Annotated in this window: 22 protein-coding genes; 5 read left to right on the forward strand and 17 right to left on the reverse strand. The window is 43.7% G+C overall.

Annotated features, from left to right (window positions below; all coding sequences use genetic code 11):
* Positions 1–1409: SpoVR family protein (locus ABYB02_RS06040; RefSeq protein WP_372761563.1), on the forward strand; the 1409-nt coding region annotated here is incomplete at its 5' end.
* A gap of 18 nt (positions 1410–1427) precedes the next feature.
* Here ABYB02_RS06040 and ABYB02_RS06045 read toward each other — a convergent pair.
* Positions 1428–2399: a diguanylate cyclase gene (locus ABYB02_RS06045; RefSeq protein ID WP_372761564.1), complete on the reverse strand. Its 972-nt coding sequence runs from the start codon at positions 2397–2399 to the stop codon at positions 1428–1430.
* Between the two features lie 5 nt (positions 2400–2404).
* Complete coding sequence (locus ABYB02_RS06050) at positions 2405–3409, reverse strand: response regulator (protein WP_372761565.1); 1005 nt, start codon at positions 3407–3409, stop codon at positions 2405–2407.
* Between the two features lie 217 nt (positions 3410–3626).
* Between ABYB02_RS06050 and tpx the strand changes: the two genes are divergently transcribed.
* A complete protein-coding gene (gene tpx / locus ABYB02_RS06055; protein WP_372761566.1) occupies positions 3627–4208 on the forward strand; it encodes a thiol peroxidase in 582 nt (193 codons plus the stop codon).
* A 170-nt stretch (positions 4209–4378) separates the two neighbouring features.
* Here tpx and adk read toward each other — a convergent pair whose 3' ends face one another.
* The 3 genes from adk to ABYB02_RS06070 form a co-directional block, all read right to left on the reverse strand.
* A complete protein-coding gene (gene adk, locus ABYB02_RS06060) occupies positions 4379–5023 on the reverse strand; it encodes an adenylate kinase (RefSeq protein ID WP_372761567.1) in 645 nt (214 codons plus the stop codon).
* A 164-nt stretch (positions 5024–5187) separates the two neighbouring features.
* On the reverse strand, positions 5188–7101 hold the full coding sequence (htpG, locus tag ABYB02_RS06065) for a molecular chaperone HtpG (protein WP_372761568.1): 1914 nt from the start codon (positions 7099–7101) through the stop codon (positions 5188–5190).
* A gap of 113 nt (positions 7102–7214) precedes the next feature.
* Complete coding sequence (locus ABYB02_RS06070) at positions 7215–7928, reverse strand: RluA family pseudouridine synthase (RefSeq protein ID WP_372761569.1); 714 nt, start codon at positions 7926–7928, stop codon at positions 7215–7217.
* Positions 7929–8154: 226 nt separating this feature from the next.
* Here ABYB02_RS06070 and ABYB02_RS06075 point away from each other — a divergent pair, with 226 nt between their 5' ends.
* A complete protein-coding gene (locus tag ABYB02_RS06075; RefSeq protein WP_372761570.1) occupies positions 8155–10002 on the forward strand; it encodes a S8 family serine peptidase in 1848 nt (615 codons plus the stop codon).
* A gap of 82 nt (positions 10003–10084) precedes the next feature.
* Here the strand turns inward: ABYB02_RS06075 and recR are convergent, their stop codons facing one another.
* The 8 genes from recR to ABYB02_RS06115 form a co-directional block, all read right to left on the reverse strand.
* Positions 10085–10696 carry a recombination mediator RecR gene (gene recR / locus ABYB02_RS06080; RefSeq protein WP_372761571.1) on the reverse strand — a complete coding sequence of 204 codons (612 nt, stop codon included), beginning with the start codon at positions 10694–10696 and terminating at the stop codon, positions 10085–10087.
* Between the two features lie 6 nt (positions 10697–10702).
* Positions 10703–11029 carry a YbaB/EbfC family nucleoid-associated protein gene (locus ABYB02_RS06085; RefSeq protein WP_372761572.1) on the reverse strand — a complete coding sequence of 109 codons (327 nt, stop codon included), beginning with the start codon at positions 11027–11029 and terminating at the stop codon, positions 10703–10705.
* Positions 11030–11137: 108 nt separating this feature from the next.
* Positions 11138–13555: a DNA polymerase III subunit gamma/tau gene (gene dnaX, locus ABYB02_RS06090; RefSeq protein WP_372761573.1), complete on the reverse strand. Its 2418-nt coding sequence runs from the start codon at positions 13553–13555 to the stop codon at positions 11138–11140.
* A 3-nt stretch (positions 13556–13558) separates the two neighbouring features.
* A complete protein-coding gene (gene apt / locus ABYB02_RS06095) occupies positions 13559–14104 on the reverse strand; it encodes an adenine phosphoribosyltransferase (protein ID WP_372761574.1) in 546 nt (181 codons plus the stop codon).
* A 162-nt stretch (positions 14105–14266) separates the two neighbouring features.
* Positions 14267–14389 carry a hypothetical protein gene (locus ABYB02_RS06100; RefSeq protein ID WP_372761575.1) on the reverse strand — a complete coding sequence of 41 codons (123 nt, stop codon included), beginning with the start codon at positions 14387–14389 and terminating at the stop codon, positions 14267–14269.
* A 61-nt stretch (positions 14390–14450) separates the two neighbouring features.
* Positions 14451–15215 carry a DUF2063 domain-containing protein gene (locus ABYB02_RS06105; protein WP_372761576.1) on the reverse strand — a complete coding sequence of 255 codons (765 nt, stop codon included), beginning with the start codon at positions 15213–15215 and terminating at the stop codon, positions 14451–14453.
* A gap of 44 nt (positions 15216–15259) precedes the next feature.
* Complete coding sequence (locus ABYB02_RS06110) at positions 15260–16087, reverse strand: DUF692 domain-containing protein (protein ID WP_372761584.1); 828 nt, start codon at positions 16085–16087, stop codon at positions 15260–15262.
* A gap of 101 nt (positions 16088–16188) precedes the next feature.
* Complete coding sequence (locus tag ABYB02_RS06115; protein ID WP_372761577.1) at positions 16189–16746, reverse strand: hypothetical protein; 558 nt, start codon at positions 16744–16746, stop codon at positions 16189–16191.
* A 216-nt stretch (positions 16747–16962) separates the two neighbouring features.
* Between ABYB02_RS06115 and ABYB02_RS06120 the strand changes: the two genes are divergently transcribed.
* On the forward strand, positions 16963–17943 hold the full coding sequence (locus ABYB02_RS06120) for a tRNA-dihydrouridine synthase (RefSeq protein ID WP_372761578.1): 981 nt from the start codon (positions 16963–16965) through the stop codon (positions 17941–17943).
* Between the two features lie 60 nt (positions 17944–18003).
* Positions 18004–18336: a conjugal transfer protein TraR gene (locus ABYB02_RS06125; protein ID WP_372761579.1), complete on the forward strand. Its 333-nt coding sequence runs from the start codon at positions 18004–18006 to the stop codon at positions 18334–18336.
* Positions 18337–18342: 6 nt separating this feature from the next.
* Here ABYB02_RS06125 and ABYB02_RS06130 read toward each other — a convergent pair whose 3' ends face one another.
* The 4 genes from ABYB02_RS06130 to ABYB02_RS06145 form a co-directional block, all read right to left on the reverse strand.
* Complete coding sequence (locus tag ABYB02_RS06130; protein WP_372761580.1) at positions 18343–19401, reverse strand: hypothetical protein; 1059 nt, start codon at positions 19399–19401, stop codon at positions 18343–18345.
* A 62-nt stretch (positions 19402–19463) separates the two neighbouring features.
* Entirely contained in the window at positions 19464–20723 is a 1260-nt protein-coding gene (locus ABYB02_RS06135) for a tetratricopeptide repeat protein (protein ID WP_372761581.1), read from the reverse strand.
* Positions 20724–20734: 11 nt separating this feature from the next.
* On the reverse strand, positions 20735–21352 hold the full coding sequence (locus ABYB02_RS06140) for an energy transducer TonB (protein ID WP_372761582.1): 618 nt from the start codon (positions 21350–21352) through the stop codon (positions 20735–20737).
* On the reverse strand, positions 21352–21682 hold a 331-nt coding region (locus ABYB02_RS06145; protein ID WP_372761583.1), incomplete at its 5' end, for an ExbD/TolR family protein. The genes ABYB02_RS06145 and ABYB02_RS06140, both read right to left, overlap by 1 nt.

The raw sequence follows: 21682 nt of genomic DNA on the forward strand, positions 1-21682 counted from the left end.
ACCCAAACCAAATTGAAGTGATCACCGCTGAGCAAATGATGGATGCCTATTCAAGTGTTGGCATGCCCATCGGTTATAGCCACTGGTCCTATGGTAAAAAGTTTATTCAAACTGAGCAAAATTACAAGCGTGGCCAAATGGGCTTAGCCTACGAAATTGTGATTAACTCAGACCCCTGTATTGCCTATTTAATGGAAGAAAACACCTTGCCAATGCAAGCCTTAGTAATGGCGCATGCGTGTTATGGCCACAACTCGTTTTTTAAAGGCAACTACTTATTTAAAGCCTGGACGGATGCCGGCTCTATCATAGATTATTTATTATTTGCTAAAAACTATATCAGTAGCTGCGAGGAGCAATACGGTATTAGCGAGGTAGAAAGCTTACTCGACTCTTGCCATGCGTTAATGAATTATGGCGTCGATCGCTACAAACGGCCGCAACGTATTTCGTTGTTTGAGGAGCAAAAGCGCCAACAAGAACGTAAAGAGTATCTGCAGTCACAGGTTAATGAGCTATGGCGTACCATACCCGCGCAACAACTCGAAGCTAAAAAGCCTGAGCATCGCTTTCCATCACAGCCACAAGAAAATATTTTATATTTTATTGAAAAAAACGCCCCACTACTGGAGTCATGGCAACGAGAAATTATTCGTATTGTGCGAAAAATATCGCAATATTTTTACCCACAAAAGCAAACTCAAGTGATGAATGAAGGTTGGGCGACGTTTTGGCACTACACTATTTTGAACCACTTATATGATGAGGGCAAACTGACCGACTCGTTTATGATGGAGTTTTTACAAAGCCACACCAATGTGGTGTATCAACCCCCTTACAATAGCCAATATTATTCGGGTATTAACCCCTACGCATTGGGGTTTAATATGATGGTCGACCTTCGCCGTATTTGTGAGCAGCCCAGCGAAGAAGATAAGCGCTGGTTTCCTGAATATGCGGGCAGTAACTGGCTCGATACCTTGCACTTTGCCATGGAAAACTTTAAAGACGAGAGTTTTATCAGTCAGTTTTTATCACCGAAACTGATCCGCGACTTTAAACTGTTTACTATTGTGGATCATCAAGATAATCCGCATTTAGAGATTGGCGCAATTCATGACGAAAGTGGCTACCAAGCAGTTAGAGAGGCACTCTCGGCGCAGTATAATTTAAGCAATCATGAGCCGAATATTCAGGTGTACAATGTGGATGTGCGAGGCGACCGCTCGTTAACACTGCGCTATGTGCCGCACAATAATATTCCTTTAGCAGGCTCCCATGATGAAGTGCTCAAGCACTTGTATCGTTTATGGGGATTTAAGGTGAAACTTGAGCAAGAAGCCAGTTCCGGTGAAGTAACCACGCTGAGCCAATGCCCGATTGATGACTCTCGTCATACTACAGAATAACGCCATTAAATGTGATAGTTAGCTATCACGTTTAATTTCATCATAAACAGTCACTGTATTACGCCCATTGTGTTTTGAGTGATATAAGGCTTTATCGGCAGCCTCAATCCAGCGTTCATGACATTTATACTCATCTGCAAATGCGGCGATGCCAATACTCACCGTCAAATTAACCAGTTGGGATTTATACTGCACTGGGTTCGCCTCAATCACTTCACGTAAACGCTGCGCAATGGTGAGCGCTCCCGCTTGATCAGTATCAAGTAACGTAATAGCAAACTCTTCGCCACCATAGCGCCCTGCAATATCGGTTTCGCGCAGTGTCTGTTTGACTAATTTAGCAATGTGCCGCAGTGCCTCATCACCACAACTGTGGCCATGAACATCATTAACACTTTTAAAGTGATCGATGTCACACATTAAAAGTGTGCTGCGGCCGCCACTGCGCTTAATACGTAAAAACTCTTGGCGTAATGTACTTTCCCAATGCCCGCGATTAGCGAGCTGCGTTAAGCTGTCTGTTTGGCTCACTTGCTCAAGCTTGGCATTTAATTGCTCCAGCTCTTTTTTATTGACAGCTACGTCGGTTACATCGTAAATAATAATGCATATATGCGCCACTTCGCCGAGGGTATTCGTTAGGGGAATAAAGGTCGCATTTTGATACATATAATCGGCTTTACCGGTAATGGGGCGGTAGTTTTTAAAGCGAAAAATATACGGTTGCTGCTCCCAAATCGTAAAGGAACGGTTTTTTAGCACAAACACCGACTCGGATTTACTTCTAAACCACTTTTCATCGATGGCAGGAAATAAGTCGAACAAGTCTTTATCTTTAACGGCGCTTGGCAGTAACCCTGAGTGGTTTTCCATAAAACCATTCCATACACAGACTTTATACTCTCTGTCGAGCACCACTAAGCCTACATCGACGGTATTAAACATCTCCATTAACCAATGGATTTCATGTATATTTAAATCTGCTGACATAATCGTTAATCTTCTAAAAGGTAGGCAACTTTATACTTTAAAGTTTTCAATGAGTCTTCTGTAAATAACAGCATAAGATCGCAATTTATATCATGTTTTTCAATGCCATAACTAATTTCAATGGCTAAGGTGCGTTGCCAGCGAGGTTTATTTGACTTCACCAGCTCAGCCACATTACGGTGCTGGCCTAACACTATGGGGTGCCCTTGGCTAAAGGTCATATCGAGTTGCTTAGACAGGCCGGTTAAAATGGCACCGATCAAAATATTGCTAATATCCATTAACAACTCTAACTCTACTTTTTCGTTTAGTTCGCCTTCGTAATTCATTAACGAAGCGATTTCTTTAAAGCTTGAATCATTTAATAACAGCAAAGCTTCACCCGACACCCCCCCGCCGATAAAACCTTGGCAAATACCCGAGGTCGACGCATTATTATCAATCGAGCGCAGGGCCATATCGAGCTCATTCACTTCTAAAATATTAACGTTGGGGATCGGCAGTTTTACAAATACATTCAGTAAGCGTGCCAGTAAGTCCCCTGCTTGGCCCATGGCCACATTAGTGAGCTCTTGGTAGATGTCGCGTACTTCGGGGTCAACCTGCTCACCAAGAGAATGAGCAAGGCGTTCACGCATGGCTTTATCTTTAATGCCATGGTGCTCAATAATTTTCGCTAGTTTTTCTGCGGAGCAAGGCTTTTGGATAAAATCGATAGCGCCGAGCTCAAGTACACGTTGATGTGCGCTGGGCTGTATGTCACCCGACACCACAACTGTCAGCACCGTCAAGCCGAGCTCTTTGATTGCCGTAAGTACTTCGTAGCCATCCATTTCGGGCATGTTTAAATCAAGAAAGAGAATTTCCGGCTGAATGGTTTTTATTTGTTCAATGCAATGTACACCATCATGGGCAAATTCAATTTTAATATCCCAATCTTCAGGTAATGAGCGAGCCAACTGGCGCCTAGCAAGTTTTGAATCATCACATATAAGTACAGCTGTGGACATTGTCTCTCTCTTTTTCTAACCCTGAAAAATATCAAACTACAACTAATGATACTGTTTGACCTGACTTTGTATACAATTTTTTTACATCTCTATGTTATATCAAAGTACTGTGGCTTGACAATTTTTGCTTAACAATAAAAAACGCGCATTATTCTTTCACCCTACAACACAGTATATTACACTGCTTATATTGCATTAATTTATAAGAGAATACTCTATGTTTCGTTCGTTAGTTTTTGTTTTAAGTGCATTTAGCTCGCTGGCTGTGATGGCTGAGCATGCACCAAACACCCTTGATGCTGGTAAAGTAACTGCACAAGGCAAGCCGGTTACCCTGCTCGGCAATGGCGTGTCAGTAGGTGAGCAGGCTCCCAACTTTAAAGTGGTCGATGGCGACTTCACTCCGGTAACACTTGATGATTATAAAGGCCAAGCGGTGTTAATTAGCGTAGTCCCAAGCCTAGACACGGGTATTTGTAGCCTGCAAACTAAGCACTTTAACGAAAAAGTTGCCCAACAATTTCCGCATGTTGCGATGTTAACAATTAGCAGTGATTTACCGTTTGCTCAAAAACGCTTTTGTAAAGCAGAAAACATCGACAAAGTAATTACGCTATCGGATGCGGTATGGCGTGACTTTGGCCAGCAATATGGGCTGATCATTAAGGATATGGGGCTATTAACTCGCACCGTGTTTATTTTAGATAAAAGCCACAATGTGGTTTATAAACAACTGGTGGCTAACCTCTCTAGTGAGCCAAATTACGTCAGCGTGATCAACAAACTCAGTACGCTTTAAACACGGCGAATTTGTCACAGCTACATAACGTGCTTTTGGCTTGATTATCGACACTGGTTTTTGTCTCAAAATTGCACATTTAACTATAGCCATTGCCATTAGCGGCCATGGTTAACAATAAAAAAGCCGCGACTCGAGGAGTCGCGGCTTTTTTAACAATAGCTTGTTGCTTAACCTAATAACGTAGCAAGTTGCTCACTAATAGCATCAACCGCTTTAGTACCGTCTAGCTTATGATACTGAGTATTGCCCGCTGCCGCTTCCGCTTGGTAGTAATCGACTAGCGGCATAGTTTGCTCGTGGTAAATGCCTAAACGTTTACGCACTGTTTCTTCAGTGTCATCGGCACGAATGATCAAGTCTTCACCAGTAACATCGTCTTTGCCTTCCACTTTAGGCGGGTTGTATACAACATGGTATACACGACCAGAGCCTGGGTGCACACGACGTCCGCCCATGCGTTCAACAATCACTTCATCTGCCACATCAAATTCAATAACGTGATCAACTACCACACCATTTTCTTTCATTGCATCTGCTTGTGGAATGGTGCGCGGGAAGCCATCTAATAAAAAGCCATTTTCACAATCAGCTTTAGTTATACGCTCTTTCACTAAACCAATAATGATATCGTCAGAAATTAACTGACCAGCATCCATTACTTTCTTTGCTTCAAGGCCAAGTGGAGTGCCCTCTTTAATTGCTGCACGCAGCATGTCGCCCGTAGAAATTTGTGGAATACCGTATCTGTCCATTAAGAACTGGGCTTGAGTGCCTTTACCTGCACCCGGTGCGCCCAAAAGAATAATGCGCATATCATTGTCCCTTAGTAATAGTTTGTTTTTTGAAGCCTGAATTCTTCCACAAGCGCCGCCGATACTCAAGTAACTTATACTAATTGATGAGTGGTTAATGTTATTCCAGCGCATAAAAAAGGGAACCTAAGTTCCCTTTTTATCAAATTACGCCATTTTTAAACTTACTTGCTTAATTCAAGCATTAGTTTGTTTAAGCGAGTAACAAAACCCGTTGGATCTTTTAGTGTGCCGCGCTCAGCAAGCAGGGCTTGATCGAGTAATACATGCGACCACTGAGCAAACTTGTCTTCATCTTGCTCGTCATTTAGGTGTTTCACCAGTTGGTGCTCTGGGTTTAACTCAAACACCGGCTTGGCTTCAGGTACAGCTTGGCCTACTGACTCCATCAGCTTTTGCATTTGCGAGCTCATGTCATTTTCGTCGGTAACAACACAGGCTGGAGAATCTGTTAAGCGGTGCGTAAAGCGTACTTCTTTTACATCGTCGCCAAGCGCTGTTTTAATACGCTCGATTAAGCCAGCCACTTCTTTTTCAGACTCTTCTTGGGCTTTTTTCGTTTCTTCGTCGTCAAGCTTACCTAAGTCTAAGTCACCACGCGTAATTGATTGGAACTGCTGGTCGTTAAACTCTGTTAAGTGGCTCATCATCCACTCATCAACACGGTCGCTTAGCAGTAATACTTCAATGCCTTTCTTGCGGAAAATCTCTAAATGCGGTGAGTTTTTCGCAGCAGTAAACGAGTCAGCTACAACGTAGTAAATCTTGTCTTGGCCTTCGTTCATACGTTCAATGTATTGCTCCAGCGACACATCTTGCGTTTCGGCATCGGTATGCGTAGAAGAAAAACGTAATAATTTAGCAATCGCTTCTTTATTCGCCATATCTTCTGCTGGACCTTCTTTGATCACTTGACCAAACTCATTCCAAAATACTTGATAATCGTCGGCTTTGTTTTTTGCCATGCGCTCAAGCATTTTTAACACGCGTGACGTACAGCCTTTACGAATAGCTTGGGTTACTTTGTTGTCTTGTAGAATTTCACGCGAAACGTTTAACGGTAAATCGTTTGAATCGAGTAAGCCTTTTACAAAACGTAAGTAGCTAGGCATAAACTGCTCAGCGTCGTCCATAATAAACACGCGTTGTACGTACAGTTTTAAACCACTTTGGCGTTCACGGTTCCATAAATCAAATGGCGCTTTTTTCGGAATGTACAATAAGCTCGTGTACTCTGTTTTACCTTCAACCTTATTATGCGCCCAGCTTAGTGGGTCTTCCCAGTCGTGGCTAACATGTTTATAAAACTCTTTGTATTCATCTTCAGATACTTCTGATTTGTCGCGAGTCCACAGTGCGGTTGCGCGGTTAATGCTTTCCCACTCACCCGGCACGGCTGGAATTTTCTCGCCGTCTTCACCTTCAGATTCAGGTACTTCTGCTTTGTACATTTGTACCGGAGTAGAAATATGATCTGAGTATTTAGTTACTATGCTGCGTAAACGCCACTCATCAGCGTATTCTTTTTCTTCTTCACGAAGATGTAAGATGATGTCAGTACCACGACCTTCTTTTTCAATTTCTTGCAGCGTGTACTCGCCTTCACCTTTTGATTGCCATTCAACAGCAGTGCTTTCACCCGCTTTGCGCGTACGCACGGTGACTTCATCGGCAACAATAAATGCTGAGTAAAAACCAACACCAAATTGACCAATTAACTGTGAATCTTTGCTTTGATCACCGGTTAAGTTTTTGAAAAATTCTGCAGTACCCGACTTGGCAATTGTACCTAATGAGCTGATCACTTCATCACGCGTCATACCAATGCCATTATCAGAAATAGTGATGGTATTGGCTTCTTTATCTGCGCTAATACGCACACGTAAATCGGCATCACCTTGGTACAGGTCGCCATTTGAAAGCGCTAAAAAGCGTAATTTGTCTGCTGCATCTGAGGCGTTAGATACCAGCTCACGTAAAAATATCTCTTTGTTTGAATACAAAGAATGAATCATTAAGTTTAATAATTGTTTTACTTCTGTTTGAAAGCCTAATGTTTCTTTTTGTGCTGCAGTCATTTATCTATCTCCAATTTGCAATGTGTCTGCGTTATGCAGTTAATATGGGGGGAGCTGCAAGAACTTCAAGGGAAAAAGTTAAAAAAACTTAACGGAGAAAGCCCGTCTCAGGCTTAAAACTCGACGGCACTGTGTATGGTAAGCTGCTTGCCGCTGCTTGGATGCTGAAAACTCAGTTCACTGGCATGTAAACAGAGGCGCTCAGCTTGCCCTGTACTATCGGCATTGTGATAAAGATCACAGCCTAAAATGGGATGGTTGATGGCTAAGCTATGAATGCGTAATTGGTGAGTGCGCCCTGTCAGCGGTGTAAATTGCACTAATGTACGCTCAGGCTCTGACAAGCGCTGCAGTACTTTATAGTCACTTAGCGCCGTTTTACCGGTCGTTGCACACAGTTTTACCCGCGGAAAAAGTTGTTTATCTTTGGCTATGGGAGCGCTGATCTGCCCTTCGTCCTGCGCTAGCCACCCTGATAACATGGCCATATAGCGTTTTTTAATGGTACGCGCTTGAAACTGCTGGTTAAGGTGTTTCGAGGCTGGCGCATTTAATCCCACCAGCATCAGCCCTGAGGTACCAAAGTCTAGCCTATGTGGCAGTTTAGCTGTTGTAAATGCGGGCGTGATACCTGGCTGACCATGCACTAAACGGTAATGCACCGAGTCCCAATTCAAGGGATTCTTGCCCGACAAGCTAAGTAAACCACTGGGTTTATTGAGCAGTAAAATATCGTCATCTTGATATACAATCTGCACCTGTTGCTGACACACAGGGACAACAAAGTTATCGATAAGCGAAGGAATACTATTACGCTGTTCAGGCATTGCTATCCTAATAATAAATTAAGGGACTTAGCCCTGAATGTGTGCTAATTCACGCTTTCAAGCGACTCGCAGCACGCCATTCTACAGCTTATAAACGCTAAGATTAACATTAAGCAAAAGAATCCCCTAGGGGTTTTCACCTAGTAAAAGCGAGTGAAATCCCCGATATTATCTACCAATAAAGCATTACACACTGAGCACTCCTAACAGAGCCATAAGGTGTAAAATGATAAAACTAATAAAAAACCATAGCTTATTAAGTGCAGCCATCGCTGTTGCGCTAGTTTCAACCACGGCAAACGCCAGCAGCTGGATGTGGGATAAAAATGCCGATGGTATTGATGATCGTATTGCCGCCGTCAATAGTTTAGGAATAAACCATGCCTTTGAAAACAACGATGTAACTAATGGCCGTTTGCGTTTTGCGGTCTTTAATAATGATACCCTCAAATATGGCGTATATGTTGGCTTTGACACAATCCCGGGTGACGCACAGCTCGAGCAGCTACGCCAAGCTGGGGTTAATATGCAAGATGTTAAAGCCTATAAAACCATCCCCTACGTTAGAATGACCGTTAATTATCAAGAAATACAAACGATAGCGCAGCTATCTGGAGTAACTCGGGTTGAGTCTATTCCGATGATGTATGCTAAAAACAATAATGCCAATAAAACCTCAGGCATCATCAATAGCGATAATAAACGTTTCCCTACTGTGCACGCACACCTCGGTATTACTGGCCGTGATGTGGTCGTTGCCATTCTCGATACCGGGGTCAATGATGCGCACGATATTCTTACTGGTTACCCAGGGCATGAGTCATTTGTTGGTAAGTTTATCGCCGGAGGTGACTTTTATGCAGGGCAAGTGTTACTCAATACACCAAATAGCATGAGCAGCAACCCGGTTGATCGCGGTGAAATGCTCTCTTCTAACCATGGCACTCATGTGGCAGGGACCACCTTAGGCGGCGTGGGAATGCATATGGGCGCCGCACCCGATGCGCAACTAGTGGATGTGAAGGTACTTTCTGATGCCGGTCTTGGGTTTGGCTCGGCGGATGGCGTTGAGTGGGCGATTATTAATAAAGCTAATTATAACATTAAAGTATTAAACCTTAGTTTAGGAGGCGTCGATAACTCCGATGGCACAGATGCAGGCTCACAAGCGATCAATGCCGCCTATGATGCGGGCATTATATCGTTAATAGCCGCAGGTAATGATGGTAATACTCACTATATTTCATCCCCTGCTGCCGCCGACAAAGCAATCACTGTGGGTGCCATTGATGATAGCAACACAGTGCAGCGCAGCGACGACCGCATAGCAAGTTTTTCCAATGAAGGCCCGCGCCTTGATGATGGCGACGCAGACGCTTTAGATGAAATGAAACCCGAAGTTAGTGCTCCAGGTGTGGCTATTGTCTCGGCCAATGGCTCATTATTTAGTGATGGGCGCCAATATAAATCACTCAGTGGTACTTCTATGGCCACTCCTCACATTGCCGGCGTGGTGGCTTTAATGCTGGAAGCGAACCCACATTTAACCCCCGCGCAAATTGATGCCACCTTGCGTCATACCGCAGAGCACCGCTATGACTGGGGTAAAGTCGCCGTCAGTGAACGTCCTTATAGCCATATTGATGCTAATTATCATCCTTCTGGGGGCTGGGGCCAAGTCGATGCGTATGCCGCAGTAAAAGAGGCACTCTATTTGGCGGGTGAGCCAAGTTCACAAACGCAAGTAGTGCGTATCAGCGCCACACCAAATGCAGCAGCGACTCAGATTAGCGTAAAATGGGTGAGTCAACGCGAAACACAGTTAATTGGCTACGATGTGTACCGCGCCGACGATGTTAACGGTCAACCTGGCCTGTTTACTAAAGTGAACGACGCGCTAATTTCAGCGAAAGGGTCTGCCGACATAGCTAAAGTGAATAACCGCCACCATTATGCAATTACGGACAGCAGGGTAAGTAACGGCAAGCGCTATTGGTACCGTATAGTGCATTACTCAAGTGATAGCGCTATCGGTGCGGTGAATGAGCCTGCGTACGCGATCAATTTAATGTAAGTGCGTTAAGAAAGCTTATTAATGCAAACAGCCCACATAACGAATGTTATGTGGGCTGTTTTACTGATTCAAATAGTGCGTTTTATGACTCTTGGCTTACCACTCGTCTGCCGCTAAAGGCATGCATTAACGTCATGCCATCCACTAAATCAAGCTCGCCACCAACAGGAATACCGTGGGCAATGCGCGATGCGCCTACGTTATATTTATGGCATAACTGTGCAATATAGTGCGCGGTGGTTTCGCCTTCTACCGTAGGGTTAGTCGCTAAAATAACCTCATTGATACCGCCATCAGCAAGCTTTGATTCTAAAACATCTAAGCCTATTTCTTTCGGGCCAATGCCATCAATGGGCGATAAATGACCCATTAATACAAAGTACAAGCCCAAATACTGGCCAGTTTGTTCAATAGCCAACACATCACTGGGCGATTCAACCACACACAAAATACCACTGTCTTGGCGCTTAGTGCTTAAACAGATATCACACTGTGGTTGCTCGCAAAAAGTACGACACGACTGGCAATGCCCTACCGCAGTCATGGCTTTGGTTAAGGCGTTACCTAATTGTGTACCACCTTTACGGTCGCGCTCTAGTAAATGAAATGCAATACGCTGCGCCGACTTAGGGCCAATCCCCGGCTGGCAACGCAGTGCTTCAATAAGCTGAGTTAAACTATCTGAAAGTTGCATATTTGCTTAGAAAGGCATTTTCATGCCTGGTGGTAATTGCATACCGCCAGTCACTTTGCTCATACGTTCTTGTGTTTCTTCAGCAACACGACGTACCGCATCGTTACATGCTGCAGCCAGTAAGTCTTCAATCATGTCTTTGTCGTCTTCCATTAAGCTTTCATCAAGCTGAACACGACGTACATTGTGGTTACCCAGCATAGTAACTTTAACTAAGCCTGCACCCGCTTCACCCACAACTTCCATGGTCGCGATTTCGTCTTGGGCTTTTTGCATGCGCTCTTGCATTTGCTGCGCTTGCTTCATCATGTTACCCATTCCACCTTTAAACATAATTTTCTCTCTTTCTTTTTTAATACATTAATTGGCAATGCACCCAAGCTAATTTATAAGCCGCCTATTGCCCTAGCTTGGATAATAAATAAGGGCGCTTGTAACGAATTACAATGCCTGAATACTGTTTTCGTCTATTTCTGCACTAAATAATTGTTGAAACTGCACTATATTTTCATCTGTGGTGATCACATCAATTGCTTGTTGATGACGCCCCGCGTCTATTTTTTGTTGTATTAAGTAGGGGGAATCAATCACCCCTTGCGCAAAATTAATACTCAAAGCAACGTTGTGACCATAGATACTCGATAACGCAGCGTCTAGTTTTTGTCGCAATACCGGGGTATCTAAATGTTTTTGCGACTCATCCACATCAATATGTAAATTGTTGCCTTGTTTGCTAAAAATTGAATGCAGGGCAAACTGGCGCATGCGCCCACCTAAGCCCATACGTTTAATTAAATACGCCCATTCATCTTGTTGGTGCGCAAAGCGAATTTCGCTGATCGGGCTTTGAAAGTCATCTGGCACCGGTATACTCGGCTCATCAGCGATTACTGCGGGCGCTTTTTGCGGGTTGATCTGCTCTAGTAACTCGGGCGCCAGATTTTCAGTAATGGTTTGATGCTTGGCTTTAAAGTCTACTGCTGGTGACGCAGCTACTGGCGTCTCTGGCGCGGCATTAGTCTGGCTCCCTATTGATGGGAGCACCGGCTTTTTTTCACCTTCATCCTGTGTACTGGTTGACCACGGCGGCGGGTTAGTTGTCGCTGTTGTCTGGCTTGCTGGTGCTGCCGGCGCAGGTTTGTTATTCACCACTTTGCTTTGTGGCTGCTTTGCGTCACTAGCCGGTGCTGGCGCAGCCTTTGCACCGGATAACTTACCAGCACCGGAGATGTTTCTATCACGTAAAATACGGGCAATCGCCGATTGCGCGCGAGATTCTTGCGCGCCAATTGAGTCGTCATGTTGCGAAGGCGCTGGCGTTTGAGCAGCAGCCGTAAACCCTTGCTCAGTGGCAGTTTGCATTACATCATCAAACTGCGCTGCCAGTGATTGCTCAACATCACTGTGCTGCATATACGCTTGGTCTTCACTTTCGCGTTGTGCTTGCTCGTCCGTCACAGCGATAAGCTGTTGCTCACTGTGACTCGGGGGTTGCTCATCCGCTATTGGCTGAACGGAAGGCTGCGCTGTCGCTGGGTTATTGTCTGCTGCAAGGCCGCTAACCGCAGCGGGATGTGACTGTGCGGTTGTAGCGGGTTTGATTGCCGCCTCAGTTGATGGCTGTGGTGTATCAGCTTGTAACGGGCTGTCGCTGGCAACCGGCGATGCTGCCGCTTTATTTTTATTTAACAGTGAGCGTAGTGCATCGGCTCGCCCGCTCGAACTTTGCGCACTGGCGCTATTTTGCACCGCTGTTGTGGGCGCGTTTTGGCTGTCTGCGGGTTGAAACGCGAGTAATCGCAACAGGATCATTTCAAACCCTAAACGCTGATCAGGCGCCCATTGTAAATCTTTCTTCCCATTTAACAGTAACTGATAATACACCTGAATTTGCTGTGCGCTGGTATGCTGCGCAACGTAGCTGATGTAGTCGGCGTTAGTTTCATCAAGTACAGCCGCATCGGGCACTAGTTGTGTTAATTGGGTTAAATGCGTTAAAGCAATTAGATCATCAAGCAAGGCAATATAATTAGGGCTTTTACTCGCTATATCGTTGACTTCATTCATCAACGCCTTGCCATCTTGGGCAAGTAATGCTGCCAGTAAACTTTGACTATAATGCGTATCCATTAGCCCAAGCATAGCTTGTACCGCTTGGTTATTAATATCACCGTTGGTTTGTGCAATTGCTTGATCGGTTAAACTGAGCGCGTCTCGCATACTGCCATCGGCCGCTTTGGCAATAATGCCAAGCGATTCATTATCAAAGCTGAGCTGTTCTTGGCTTAATACATGTTCCAGCTGCGTTTTAATTTCATGTTGTGACAACGCATTTAAATTAAACTGCAAACAACGCGATAAAATCGTCACCGGCAGTTTTTGCGGATCTGTGGTGGCCAATAAAAATTTCACATGCTCTGGCGGCTCTTCAAGCGTTTTTAATAATGCATTAAAGCTGTGCTTAGAAAGCATATGCACTTCATCGATTAAGTATACTTTGTAACGTCCACGCGTAGGAGCATATTGCACGTTATCAAGTATTTCGCGGGTATCTTCTACCTTGGTACGTGAGGCTGCATCTATTTCAAGTAAATCAATGTAGCGCCCTGCTTCTATATCTTGGCAGCTACTACATTGACCACACGGTGTTGCCGATATACCTTCATCGCAATTTAAGCTTTTTGCAAAAATACGCGCGATGGTGGTTTTACCCACACCACGAGTTCCAGTGAATAAATAAGCGTGATGCAGTCTATTTTGTGTTAGCGCATTAACCAGCGCCTGCTTAACATGAGACTGCCCAACCAATTCATGAAAGGTTTGAGGACGCCATTTTCTCGCTAGAACCTGATAACTCATCGATTACTCGCCTTCAAATTCAACCAATTTTAGGATGTTAATACCTAGTTTTTCGATACGCTTTTCACCACCAAGCTCAGGCAATGAAACCACAAATGCGGCATCAGTCGCTTCGCCACCTAGTTTGTGTACTAACTTAATGGTGGCTTCAATAGTACCACCTGTTGCGAGTAAATCATCCACTAATAATACTTTATCACCGGGTACAATCGCATCAACGTGAAGCTCAAGTGTGTCTTCGCCGTATTCTAATAAGTAGTCTTGGCGGATCACTTCACGAGGCAATTTACCTGGTTTGCGTACCGGAATAAACGGCACACCTAAGGCGTAAGCTAATGGCGCGCCAAAAATAAAGCCACGTGATTCAGTGCCAATTATTTTAGTAAACCCTTGATCTTTATATGCGTTTATAAAAGCATCTATGGTGGCTTTAAACGCTTCAGGGTTAGACATTAGTGTAGTTACATCGCGAAACATAATGCCCGCTTTTGGGTAATCAGCAATGGTGGTAATGCTGTTTTTGATAATTGCAGGTGTTACTTGAGTCATAATTTGAACTGCTCAATGGTCTATATTACAAAGCAGCTGATTATAACCTTAAGTGGCCTTTGATTGCGAGTTTGGCGTAATGATAATAGGTGGTTTTAACAATTAAGCGGGTTGGATTTAAAGCATAAGGCTACCGATAGCAGCAGCCTTAACAAAAAGCGATTAGCCTAAGCTGGTGATCCAGCCTAAAATCGCGTTTAAGCAGCCAATACCCACAAATACAGCTACAAAAGCAAAAAAGTAAGCGGCATTGAATGGATCTTTAAAATCTTTATCATCTGACATAAGTACAACCTTTTAATTAAGCACGACAAATTAGGCTGACATAATAGACGAACTAAAATCATCAATAAAGCTCTACGGGTTGATTTTTTGTCACGATCACGCCGTGCTGCGCCATCGCCGTTAACGTAGCGAGTGCACCTTGAGCAATTTGCTCAGCATTAAACTGCGGGGCATGGGCAAGCACTTGCTGGCAAATCGCAGAAAAATCGAGGCCATCGGCGGCGTCTATAATCGATAACAACAGCGCTGTCATCGCATTAGTGGCTAAAAACTGCACATCGTCTGCATTATCTCGATACACCACAAAGTAATTAGCTTCAGCCGAAGGTTGCGTAGGCTGACACTGTTTGCTGATAGTATGCACTGCAAATTGATAACTTAAATTACGTGCAGTGCTCGATAAATATAACGGGCTAGTAGTAATTTGTGCTTGGCTCAGCGGTTGCTCGGTGTCGCACTGCTGAGCAATCGATACATCTAATTCAATCCACTCATAGTGAGCCAGCTCTAACATAAACGCAGGATCGTAACTTTTCAGCGTATAATCATTGGCTAAGAAATTAATAAACTCTCCAGCTATATCGAGAAAATACGGTGATTGGCAATTATATTCACTAAAAAACTGCCGTACTAAGGTATGCCACTGCGGTTCGCTGTATAGGCTTTTTAACACCGGGAACCCCGAGGCAATAAACCCTTCGATATTATTAAAAAATAAATCGCGATAAATCGCCAAACGCCGATCTTCAATCCCTTTTGGCGCAGCGTTTTTAGTGGGTTGGCGAATATGCGCCATAAATTCGTTTTGTATCTCTATAAAGCTCATCAATAGCCACTCATGTTTAACGGGCCGATTAACGGCTACTTTTACTACGCTGGTTGCTTGGTTAGGCTGGCACGACCATATTTTGCTTGCAGTGCATGTATCATATCTAATTCTTTGGTTAATACATTAATGCTGGGGATATTAAAGTCCCGCTCCAGTAAAGTGGGAAACACCCCGTGAACCTGGTACGCTCTATCAAGTAACTGCCACACCGGATCGATAACATCGGCGCCGTGGGTATCAACTATTAAATCTTCTGCTTCGTTAAAGTGCCCTGCAACGTGGCCATAAGCAATTCGCTCAGCGGGCAGGCCCATTAAGAAAGCTTCTGCGTCATAGCCGTGATTTACCGAATTAACATAAATATTATTGACATCTAATAACAGCTTACAATCTGCTTGCTCTAAAATGGCATTAGTAAATTCCAACTCGGTTAGTTGCTGTCCAGGCGCGGCATAATACGACACATTTTCAATCGCTATTTGGCGTTCAAGTATATCTTGCACTTGCTTGATTCGCGGTACGACGTGCGCTATGGCATCTTCGGTAAACGGAATAGGCATTAAATCGTACATATGCCCCGTGCCAGAGCAGTAACTGAGGTGTTCACTGTAGATTTTTATATCGTGTTGCGTAAAGAACGTTTTCAACGATTTAATAAATTCAATATCCAGCGGCGCTGATGAACCGATTGACAGCGATAAACCGTGGCAGACAAAGTTATTACTCGAAGTCAGTGTTTTTAATTGCTTGTTAAAGCGCCCACCTAACTTTAACCAATTTTCTGGCGCCACTTCCATAAATTCGACTTGTTTAGGAACGTGTGCCAGCAGTTCGCTCAGCATTTCTCTGCGTAAGCCAAGCCCAACCATACCCAAGTCGCTGTTTACCCCTTGAATCATAACTCCCTCCCAGCAAAAAGGGCCTTCAGGCCCTTGATACTCTTTAATATTAACATTATGCGTATTAAAGATTAATGACCGCCACACTTCCCTTCGCCGCATTTACCTTCTTTTTTTACTTTTGCTTCAGCGTGGGCTTTAGCTTCACCACATTTGCCTTCTTTTAGCATTTTTGCTTTGGCAGCAGCTTTTGCTTCGCCACATTTACCTTCTCTTCCCATTTTTTCGGCGCCACATTTTCCTTCACCGCATTTACCTTCTTTTTCCATTTTTTCAGCGCCACACTTCCCTTCGCCACACTTGCCTTCTTTTTCCATTTTTTCAGCGCCGCATTTCCCTTCGCCACACTTCGCCTCTTTTGCCATTTTTTCAGCGCCGCACTTGCCTTCACCGCATTTAGCTTCTTTTGCCATTTTTGCATCAACGGCAACCTTCGCCTCTTTTTTCATCTTTTCGGCGCCACACTTTCCTTCACCGCATTTCCCTTCAGCGGCATCTAACTGATAGCCGGCAACCATTTGTTGGAATTCGAAAGGGTTTGCTTGGGCTTCCATTGTTGCCAAGCTCGCAGAGCCGATCACCACGGCCCCTAATGTTAACGCGATTGAGTTTTTCTTTGTAGCATTCATTGTATGACTCTCTTTTGTATCAAAACCTATAGCAAAATAATTTAAAATAGGCATCTGTAGTTAAGTAGACCTGCACAAAAATAAAAAATTTCATTGTTGTTTAATATTTTGTGAATACATTAATAAACTAACTATGGGCGGTAATAACAGATTTATCAAATTATGATTTGCAGTTACACTAGCCGCCTGTATTATTTTGGATCAATTTGCCACTCTATGAAACTTGTTTTAGCACCGATGGAAGGTGTTGTTGACTTTAAAATGCGCCAGCTACTTACTAATATAGGCGGCTTCGATTTATGCGTTACCGAGTTTGTCCGTGTCATCGACGCCTGCCTACCTGATAAGCTATTTTACCGCTATTGTCCTGAGCTTAGCAATAATGGTTTAACCAGTGCGGGAACGCCGGTGCGAATCCAATTATTAGGTCAAGTTCCCGGGGCGCTGGCTGAAAATGCTGTAAAAGCAATAAGCTTAGGTTCACATGGCGTCGATCTAAACTTTGGCTGTCCGGCAAAAACGGTGAATAAGAGTAAAGGGGGCGCAGTACTGCTTAAAGATCCTGAACACATGTATCAAGTGATCAAGGCCGTGCGAGATGCCGTGGATAGCGAGCACCAAGTTAGCGCTAAAATCCGCCTCGGCTTTGATGATGACAGCAATAGCCAAGAAATAGTAGATGCCGTGGTTAATGCTGGCGCCAGCAGTATTGCCATTCACGCCCGTACAAAACGAGATGGCTATAGCCCACCCGCTTACTGGGAAAAAATTCCGCCTTTAATTAAAGATAAAAATATTGCGGTGGTCGCCAATGGCGAAATTTGGCAAGTAGCAGATGCCCTGCTATGCCAACAGCGCAGTGGTTGCAGTGATTTAATGCTGGGGCGAGGCGCCTTATCACACCCAGATCTAGCGAGAAAAATTAAAGCCCATGTAAACAATGAGCCTTACACGTCGTTGCAATGGGAGCATATTATTTATCATTTAATAAATTCAGCGATTCATCAGGATCCTGCCAAAGATGAAAAATATTTTTCATCGCGCACTAAACAATGGCTGGGTTATTTAAAACGTCAATACCCGCAGGCGGCTTGTGTATTTGATGAGATCCGCCGTTTGAAAGCGAAAGACGAGGTCGCAGAGGTGTTAAAAAAATACGCTAAAGCACCACAGTTTGATGCACATCACAACGAGTAGCTAAACATAGTTAGATAATGCCCCTATTACTGAAGCAAGGTTATAGGGGTTATAATCATCATGTCACATCTCCAACTGCAACGACTCAACAGCGAAATTACGCAGCTAAAATCGAGCATTATGAATTTACTTGCGCGTTCTCAACACCCTGCACATTCACGCGTTTTAACACTACTAACCCATACAACAAATGCTGACTGGCTCGATTGTGCGACACAACAACTTGGTCCAGAATATGACGTGTTTATTACGCGTATGACCGAACTAGAAGCCGCGGTAAGCCAGATTGAAATTGGTCAATATGGCTACTGCTGTGATTGCGAGCAACAAATAGCCACAAGCTTACTGGCGCGCGATGCCGCAATACAACGCTGTGAACGGTGCACTAAGTAAAGCGAGTTAAATTTTATCCTGATTAACAGCGTTCGCGTAAAAGCTAAACGCGTGCGCAGGGAAAAGTACAATATTAGTCACCAATTGATCGGCAGTTTCAGGGCTTACTTGTAAGCGTTTGATTAAATTAATGCGCGCTTGGGGTAATGTCCAAGCATGAATATGAATGCCAACATCGGTTTCCATCATGGCTAACATTAGTGATGTTTGATAATCAGTCAATTCGATGCGGTTCGCCATGTGCGGCAAGTCTGTATAGCCGGTTAACCAATCTAAGCCTGCGGCTCTCTGCGCATGATTGCTAAATTGCAAGATAAATGATTGCTGTTGATTAACCATCACAACGTCTTCATTGGCTTGCGGCTGCGCATTTTTCAGCTGCTGGTTAATAATAGTAAGCCACTGCAGCGGTGAGTGCACTTGGCCGCTAAAATAATTCACTTTACTTTGGTACCAGGCACTGCCATTAGCAAGCCCATATAAGCCAACACTGCCGCGCGGAATGTAACTAATCAGATACTCATTAAACGTCTGCAACTGCGCTAATAGCTGATCAGGAGTATCGCTATCATTTATTGCAGCTGTAACATAGCTAGCTAGGCGATTTCGTTCTATTTTATTGAGCTTTAAATTACTTTGCTCAGCATTAACTAGCTGTTGCTGTACAAATTTAAGCCACTGCGCCACTTTTTGATAATCGGCTGCTGAAGTCGCTAAATTAATTAAGTTGGTAAGCACATTAGTATGCGCTGGCCATGCAAAATAGCGCTCAGGAAAACGCTCAGCAATAACCAAGTAGTTAACTTGCGCTGTTTGTGGCTCAGTGAGGGTCATTTGCATTAATTGCTGATAAATATAGTGACGCTGTGTTAAATAATCATCGGTAAAAGGGAGCTGCTCGTCGAGTAAACCTTTGTGTTTAAGCTGTGGTGGCGGATATAGGGCTAAATTAACTGCCTGTAATGCTTGTTGAGCCTCAGAGTACGACGTATACGACGGCTCTTGCTTAGAACAAGCCGTTAATAATAAACAGACAAGAAATGAAAAAGTAAGCGTTTTATTCATGTGAGTTCCAATAAAAAAAGCCCCAGAGGGGCTTTTTAAAAATTGCTAATATACATCAAAAATTAAATTTTAACACCGTTGCGAGCGGCTTTATCTTTAATATATGTAGCCCAACCTTTTGCAAACTTACGTGTGCGTGGGTCGTCCATTGCTTTAGTAATAGCAGCATGCGCTTGCTTATACTTGCCTTGGTAGTAGTACGCTTCAGCTATATCTGAATAAATAGAGCCCTGCTTATCAGAGCCAAACTCTAGTGCTTTGTTCAAACGAACAACGGCAGCGCTAAAGTTTTCAGATTGGAGTAATAACGAACCTGCTTTGCGGTAAAGCTCAGCGTCGTTATCCATTTTTGCAGCTTCTTCGTAGTACTTAGCGGCTTTTTCAATGTCTTTAGAACGGTGATAGTTACTAGCGATTGCACTTAGATTTTGCTTAGTGCGGTCAACTTTTTTTGCATTAAGTGCCTTTTCAAGCGTTACTGCCGCTTTATAAGGAATTTCATTTAATGAATAAAAGTTAGCTAGTACCTTGTACTCGACTTCGTTTTCGAAGTAACCGTTTTTGTATGCAACTTCCATAGTTGCTAGGCCTTTCGTGTAGTCTTCGGTTTGTAAATAATACTTACCTAAACCTACCCACGCTTTTTTATCTTCTGGCCATACGCGAACGATCTCTTCTGCAACTTCAACCATCTTTTGATACTGTTTCAGTTCAAAATAGGCAGCTAATTTAAGTTGATAAGGAGCTTTAGTAGGCTCTTTTTCAAGTTTAATTGCTTTGTTAGCCGGTGCAACAACATCCTTAAATTGTTTTAACTCATAACTTGCTTGCGCAATACGAGTATAAACTTTCGGATCTTCTTCACCTGTGAAGTCCATCCAATCAGAGTATGCGGCTTTTGCAGCACTGTATTGCTCAGTACCCGCATACAAATCGCCAAGAGTTTTTAAACCTTGAGCTTGATCGGCAAAGTTTAGTATGTCTGGTGCAATCGCTGCTTTCATATACTTAATCGCAGTTTTGTATTGCTCTTTTTGAGCATACATACTGCCTAAGTAACGATTTACAGTGGCTTTATCAAAGTCGTTAGACGGGTCTAACTCTTTTAATAAAGCAATTGCGCCATCAACATCATCTTCGTTATACAAGTCAAACGCTTTAATTACCTTTTTACCAGTACGCTCGCCCATGATTTTAGTTTTTGCTTTTTTACGCTCTTCAATTTTTGCGTAATCCGGCGCCGCTAAAACAGGTGCAGTTAATGCTGCACCCGACACAGACATAAGAATTGCAAGCGCAGTTACTTTAGATAAATTTCTCATAGCTCGCCTCCTTAGTTGCCTTGGTTAAGTTTAAAGTCTAGCTGAACTTGTAAACCAACTTGTTTCTGTGGTTTGCCGTCAATAATTTTAGGACGGTATTTCCACTTACGCAGTGCACGTTTAGCTTCACGGTCAAAGATACGTTTTGGATCAGCGTCGATTACTTCAACGTCTGTTACGCCACCTAACTCATCAATTGTGAATGAAAGTTGTACCCAACCTTCTTTACCATCACGTGCTGCTTGTGTTGGATATTTTGGTTCAATTCGAACGATAGGTGTCGCATCACCATCTCGTCCAAATGCACCCGGACCACTTAGACCACCTGCCGTGCTTCCCACATCGATGCTTGGCATATTAAATGACAATCCACCTGGATTTGGGTTGCTATTTTCCGGCTGTGGCGGCTGCGGTTTAGGCGGCTGCTTTGGCGGTGGCGGAGGCGGAGGCGGTACACGCTTCCTCTCCTGCACCTTAGATTCAGGCGGATTCGTCATAATTTCGACTATGATCTGCTCTTTTTGTTCCGTATTACGGTCAGCCCCACCAGAGATGAGGTATGCCATGAAGTAGAACAAGCCGAAAGTAACTGCCCCACCTGCAATCAGTGAAAACAGAAAACGAATCATTACTGATCTCCAGCTATTGAAATTCTCAGGTTATCACCTGTCGCTTTAATCTGGTCCATCACTTTAACCACTGTGCCGTGTTTTGCTTCTTTATCAGCTTGCAAAATTACAACATCAGTAGGTTGTTCTGCTAATAAACTTTCAATTTTTGCTGAAACACGTTCAACATCAACTTGCTGTTTATCAATCCAGATTGCACCGTCACTGCGAATAGCAATAAAAATGTTAGCATTTTTTTGCTTCGTAGCTTGGGCAGCTTTTGGTTTATTGACCTCGATACCAGCCTCTTTAACGAACGATGTAGTTACGATAAAGAAAATAAGCATGATA

The sequence above is a fragment of the Pseudoalteromonas sp. genome (assembly GCF_041613455.1).
GTDB lineage: Bacteria > Pseudomonadota > Gammaproteobacteria > Enterobacterales > Alteromonadaceae > Pseudoalteromonas.

What these genes read in the sequence shown, in the direction of transcription:
- ABYB02_RS06135 (WP_372761581.1), bottom strand. Translation starts at nt 20,723, where the DNA reads ATGAGAAATTTATCTAAAGTAACTGCGCTTGCAATTCTTATGTCTGTG.
- ABYB02_RS06140 (WP_372761582.1), bottom strand. Translation starts at nt 21,352, where the DNA reads ATGATTCGTTTTCTGTTTTCACTGATTGCAGGTGGGGCAGTTACTTTC.
- adk (WP_372761567.1), bottom strand. Translation starts at nt 5,023, where the DNA reads ATGCGCATTATTCTTTTGGGCGCACCGGGTGCAGGTAAAGGCACTCAA.
- ABYB02_RS06075 (WP_372761570.1), top strand. Translation starts at nt 8,155, where the DNA reads ATGATAAAACTAATAAAAAACCATAGCTTATTAAGTGCAGCCATCGCT.
- ABYB02_RS06105 (WP_372761576.1), bottom strand. Translation starts at nt 15,215, where the DNA reads ATGAGCTTTATAGAGATACAAAACGAATTTATGGCGCATATTCGCCAA.
- dnaX (WP_372761573.1), bottom strand. Translation starts at nt 13,555, where the DNA reads ATGAGTTATCAGGTTCTAGCGAGAAAATGGCGTCCTCAAACCTTTCAT.
- apt (WP_372761574.1), bottom strand. Translation starts at nt 14,104, where the DNA reads ATGACTCAAGTAACACCTGCAATTATCAAAAACAGCATTACCACCATT.
- ABYB02_RS06050 (WP_372761565.1), bottom strand. Translation starts at nt 3,409, where the DNA reads ATGTCCACAGCTGTACTTATATGTGATGATTCAAAACTTGCTAGGCGC.
- ABYB02_RS06130 (WP_372761580.1), bottom strand. Translation starts at nt 19,401, where the DNA reads ATGAATAAAACGCTTACTTTTTCATTTCTTGTCTGTTTATTATTAACG.
- recR (WP_372761571.1), bottom strand. Translation starts at nt 10,696, where the DNA reads ATGCAACTTTCAGATAGTTTAACTCAGCTTATTGAAGCACTGCGTTGC.
- ABYB02_RS06115 (WP_372761577.1), bottom strand. Translation starts at nt 16,746, where the DNA reads ATGAATGCTACAAAGAAAAACTCAATCGCGTTAACATTAGGGGCCGTG.
- ABYB02_RS06100 (WP_372761575.1), bottom strand. Translation starts at nt 14,389, where the DNA reads ATGTCAGATGATAAAGATTTTAAAGATCCATTCAATGCCGCTTACTTT.
- ABYB02_RS06045 (WP_372761564.1), bottom strand. Translation starts at nt 2,399, where the DNA reads ATGTCAGCAGATTTAAATATACATGAAATCCATTGGTTAATGGAGATG.
- ABYB02_RS06070 (WP_372761569.1), bottom strand. Translation starts at nt 7,928, where the DNA reads ATGCCTGAACAGCGTAATAGTATTCCTTCGCTTATCGATAACTTTGTT.
- ABYB02_RS06110 (WP_372761584.1), bottom strand. Translation starts at nt 16,087, where the DNA reads ATGGTTGGGCTTGGCTTACGCAGAGAAATGCTGAGCGAACTGCTGGCA.
- ABYB02_RS06125 (WP_372761579.1), top strand. Translation starts at nt 18,004, where the DNA reads ATGTCACATCTCCAACTGCAACGACTCAACAGCGAAATTACGCAGCTA.
- ABYB02_RS06120 (WP_372761578.1), top strand. Translation starts at nt 16,963, where the DNA reads ATGAAACTTGTTTTAGCACCGATGGAAGGTGTTGTTGACTTTAAAATG.
- ABYB02_RS06085 (WP_372761572.1), bottom strand. Translation starts at nt 11,029, where the DNA reads ATGTTTAAAGGTGGAATGGGTAACATGATGAAGCAAGCGCAGCAAATG.
- tpx (WP_372761566.1), top strand. Translation starts at nt 3,627, where the DNA reads ATGTTTCGTTCGTTAGTTTTTGTTTTAAGTGCATTTAGCTCGCTGGCT.
- htpG (WP_372761568.1), bottom strand. Translation starts at nt 7,101, where the DNA reads ATGACTGCAGCACAAAAAGAAACATTAGGCTTTCAAACAGAAGTAAAA.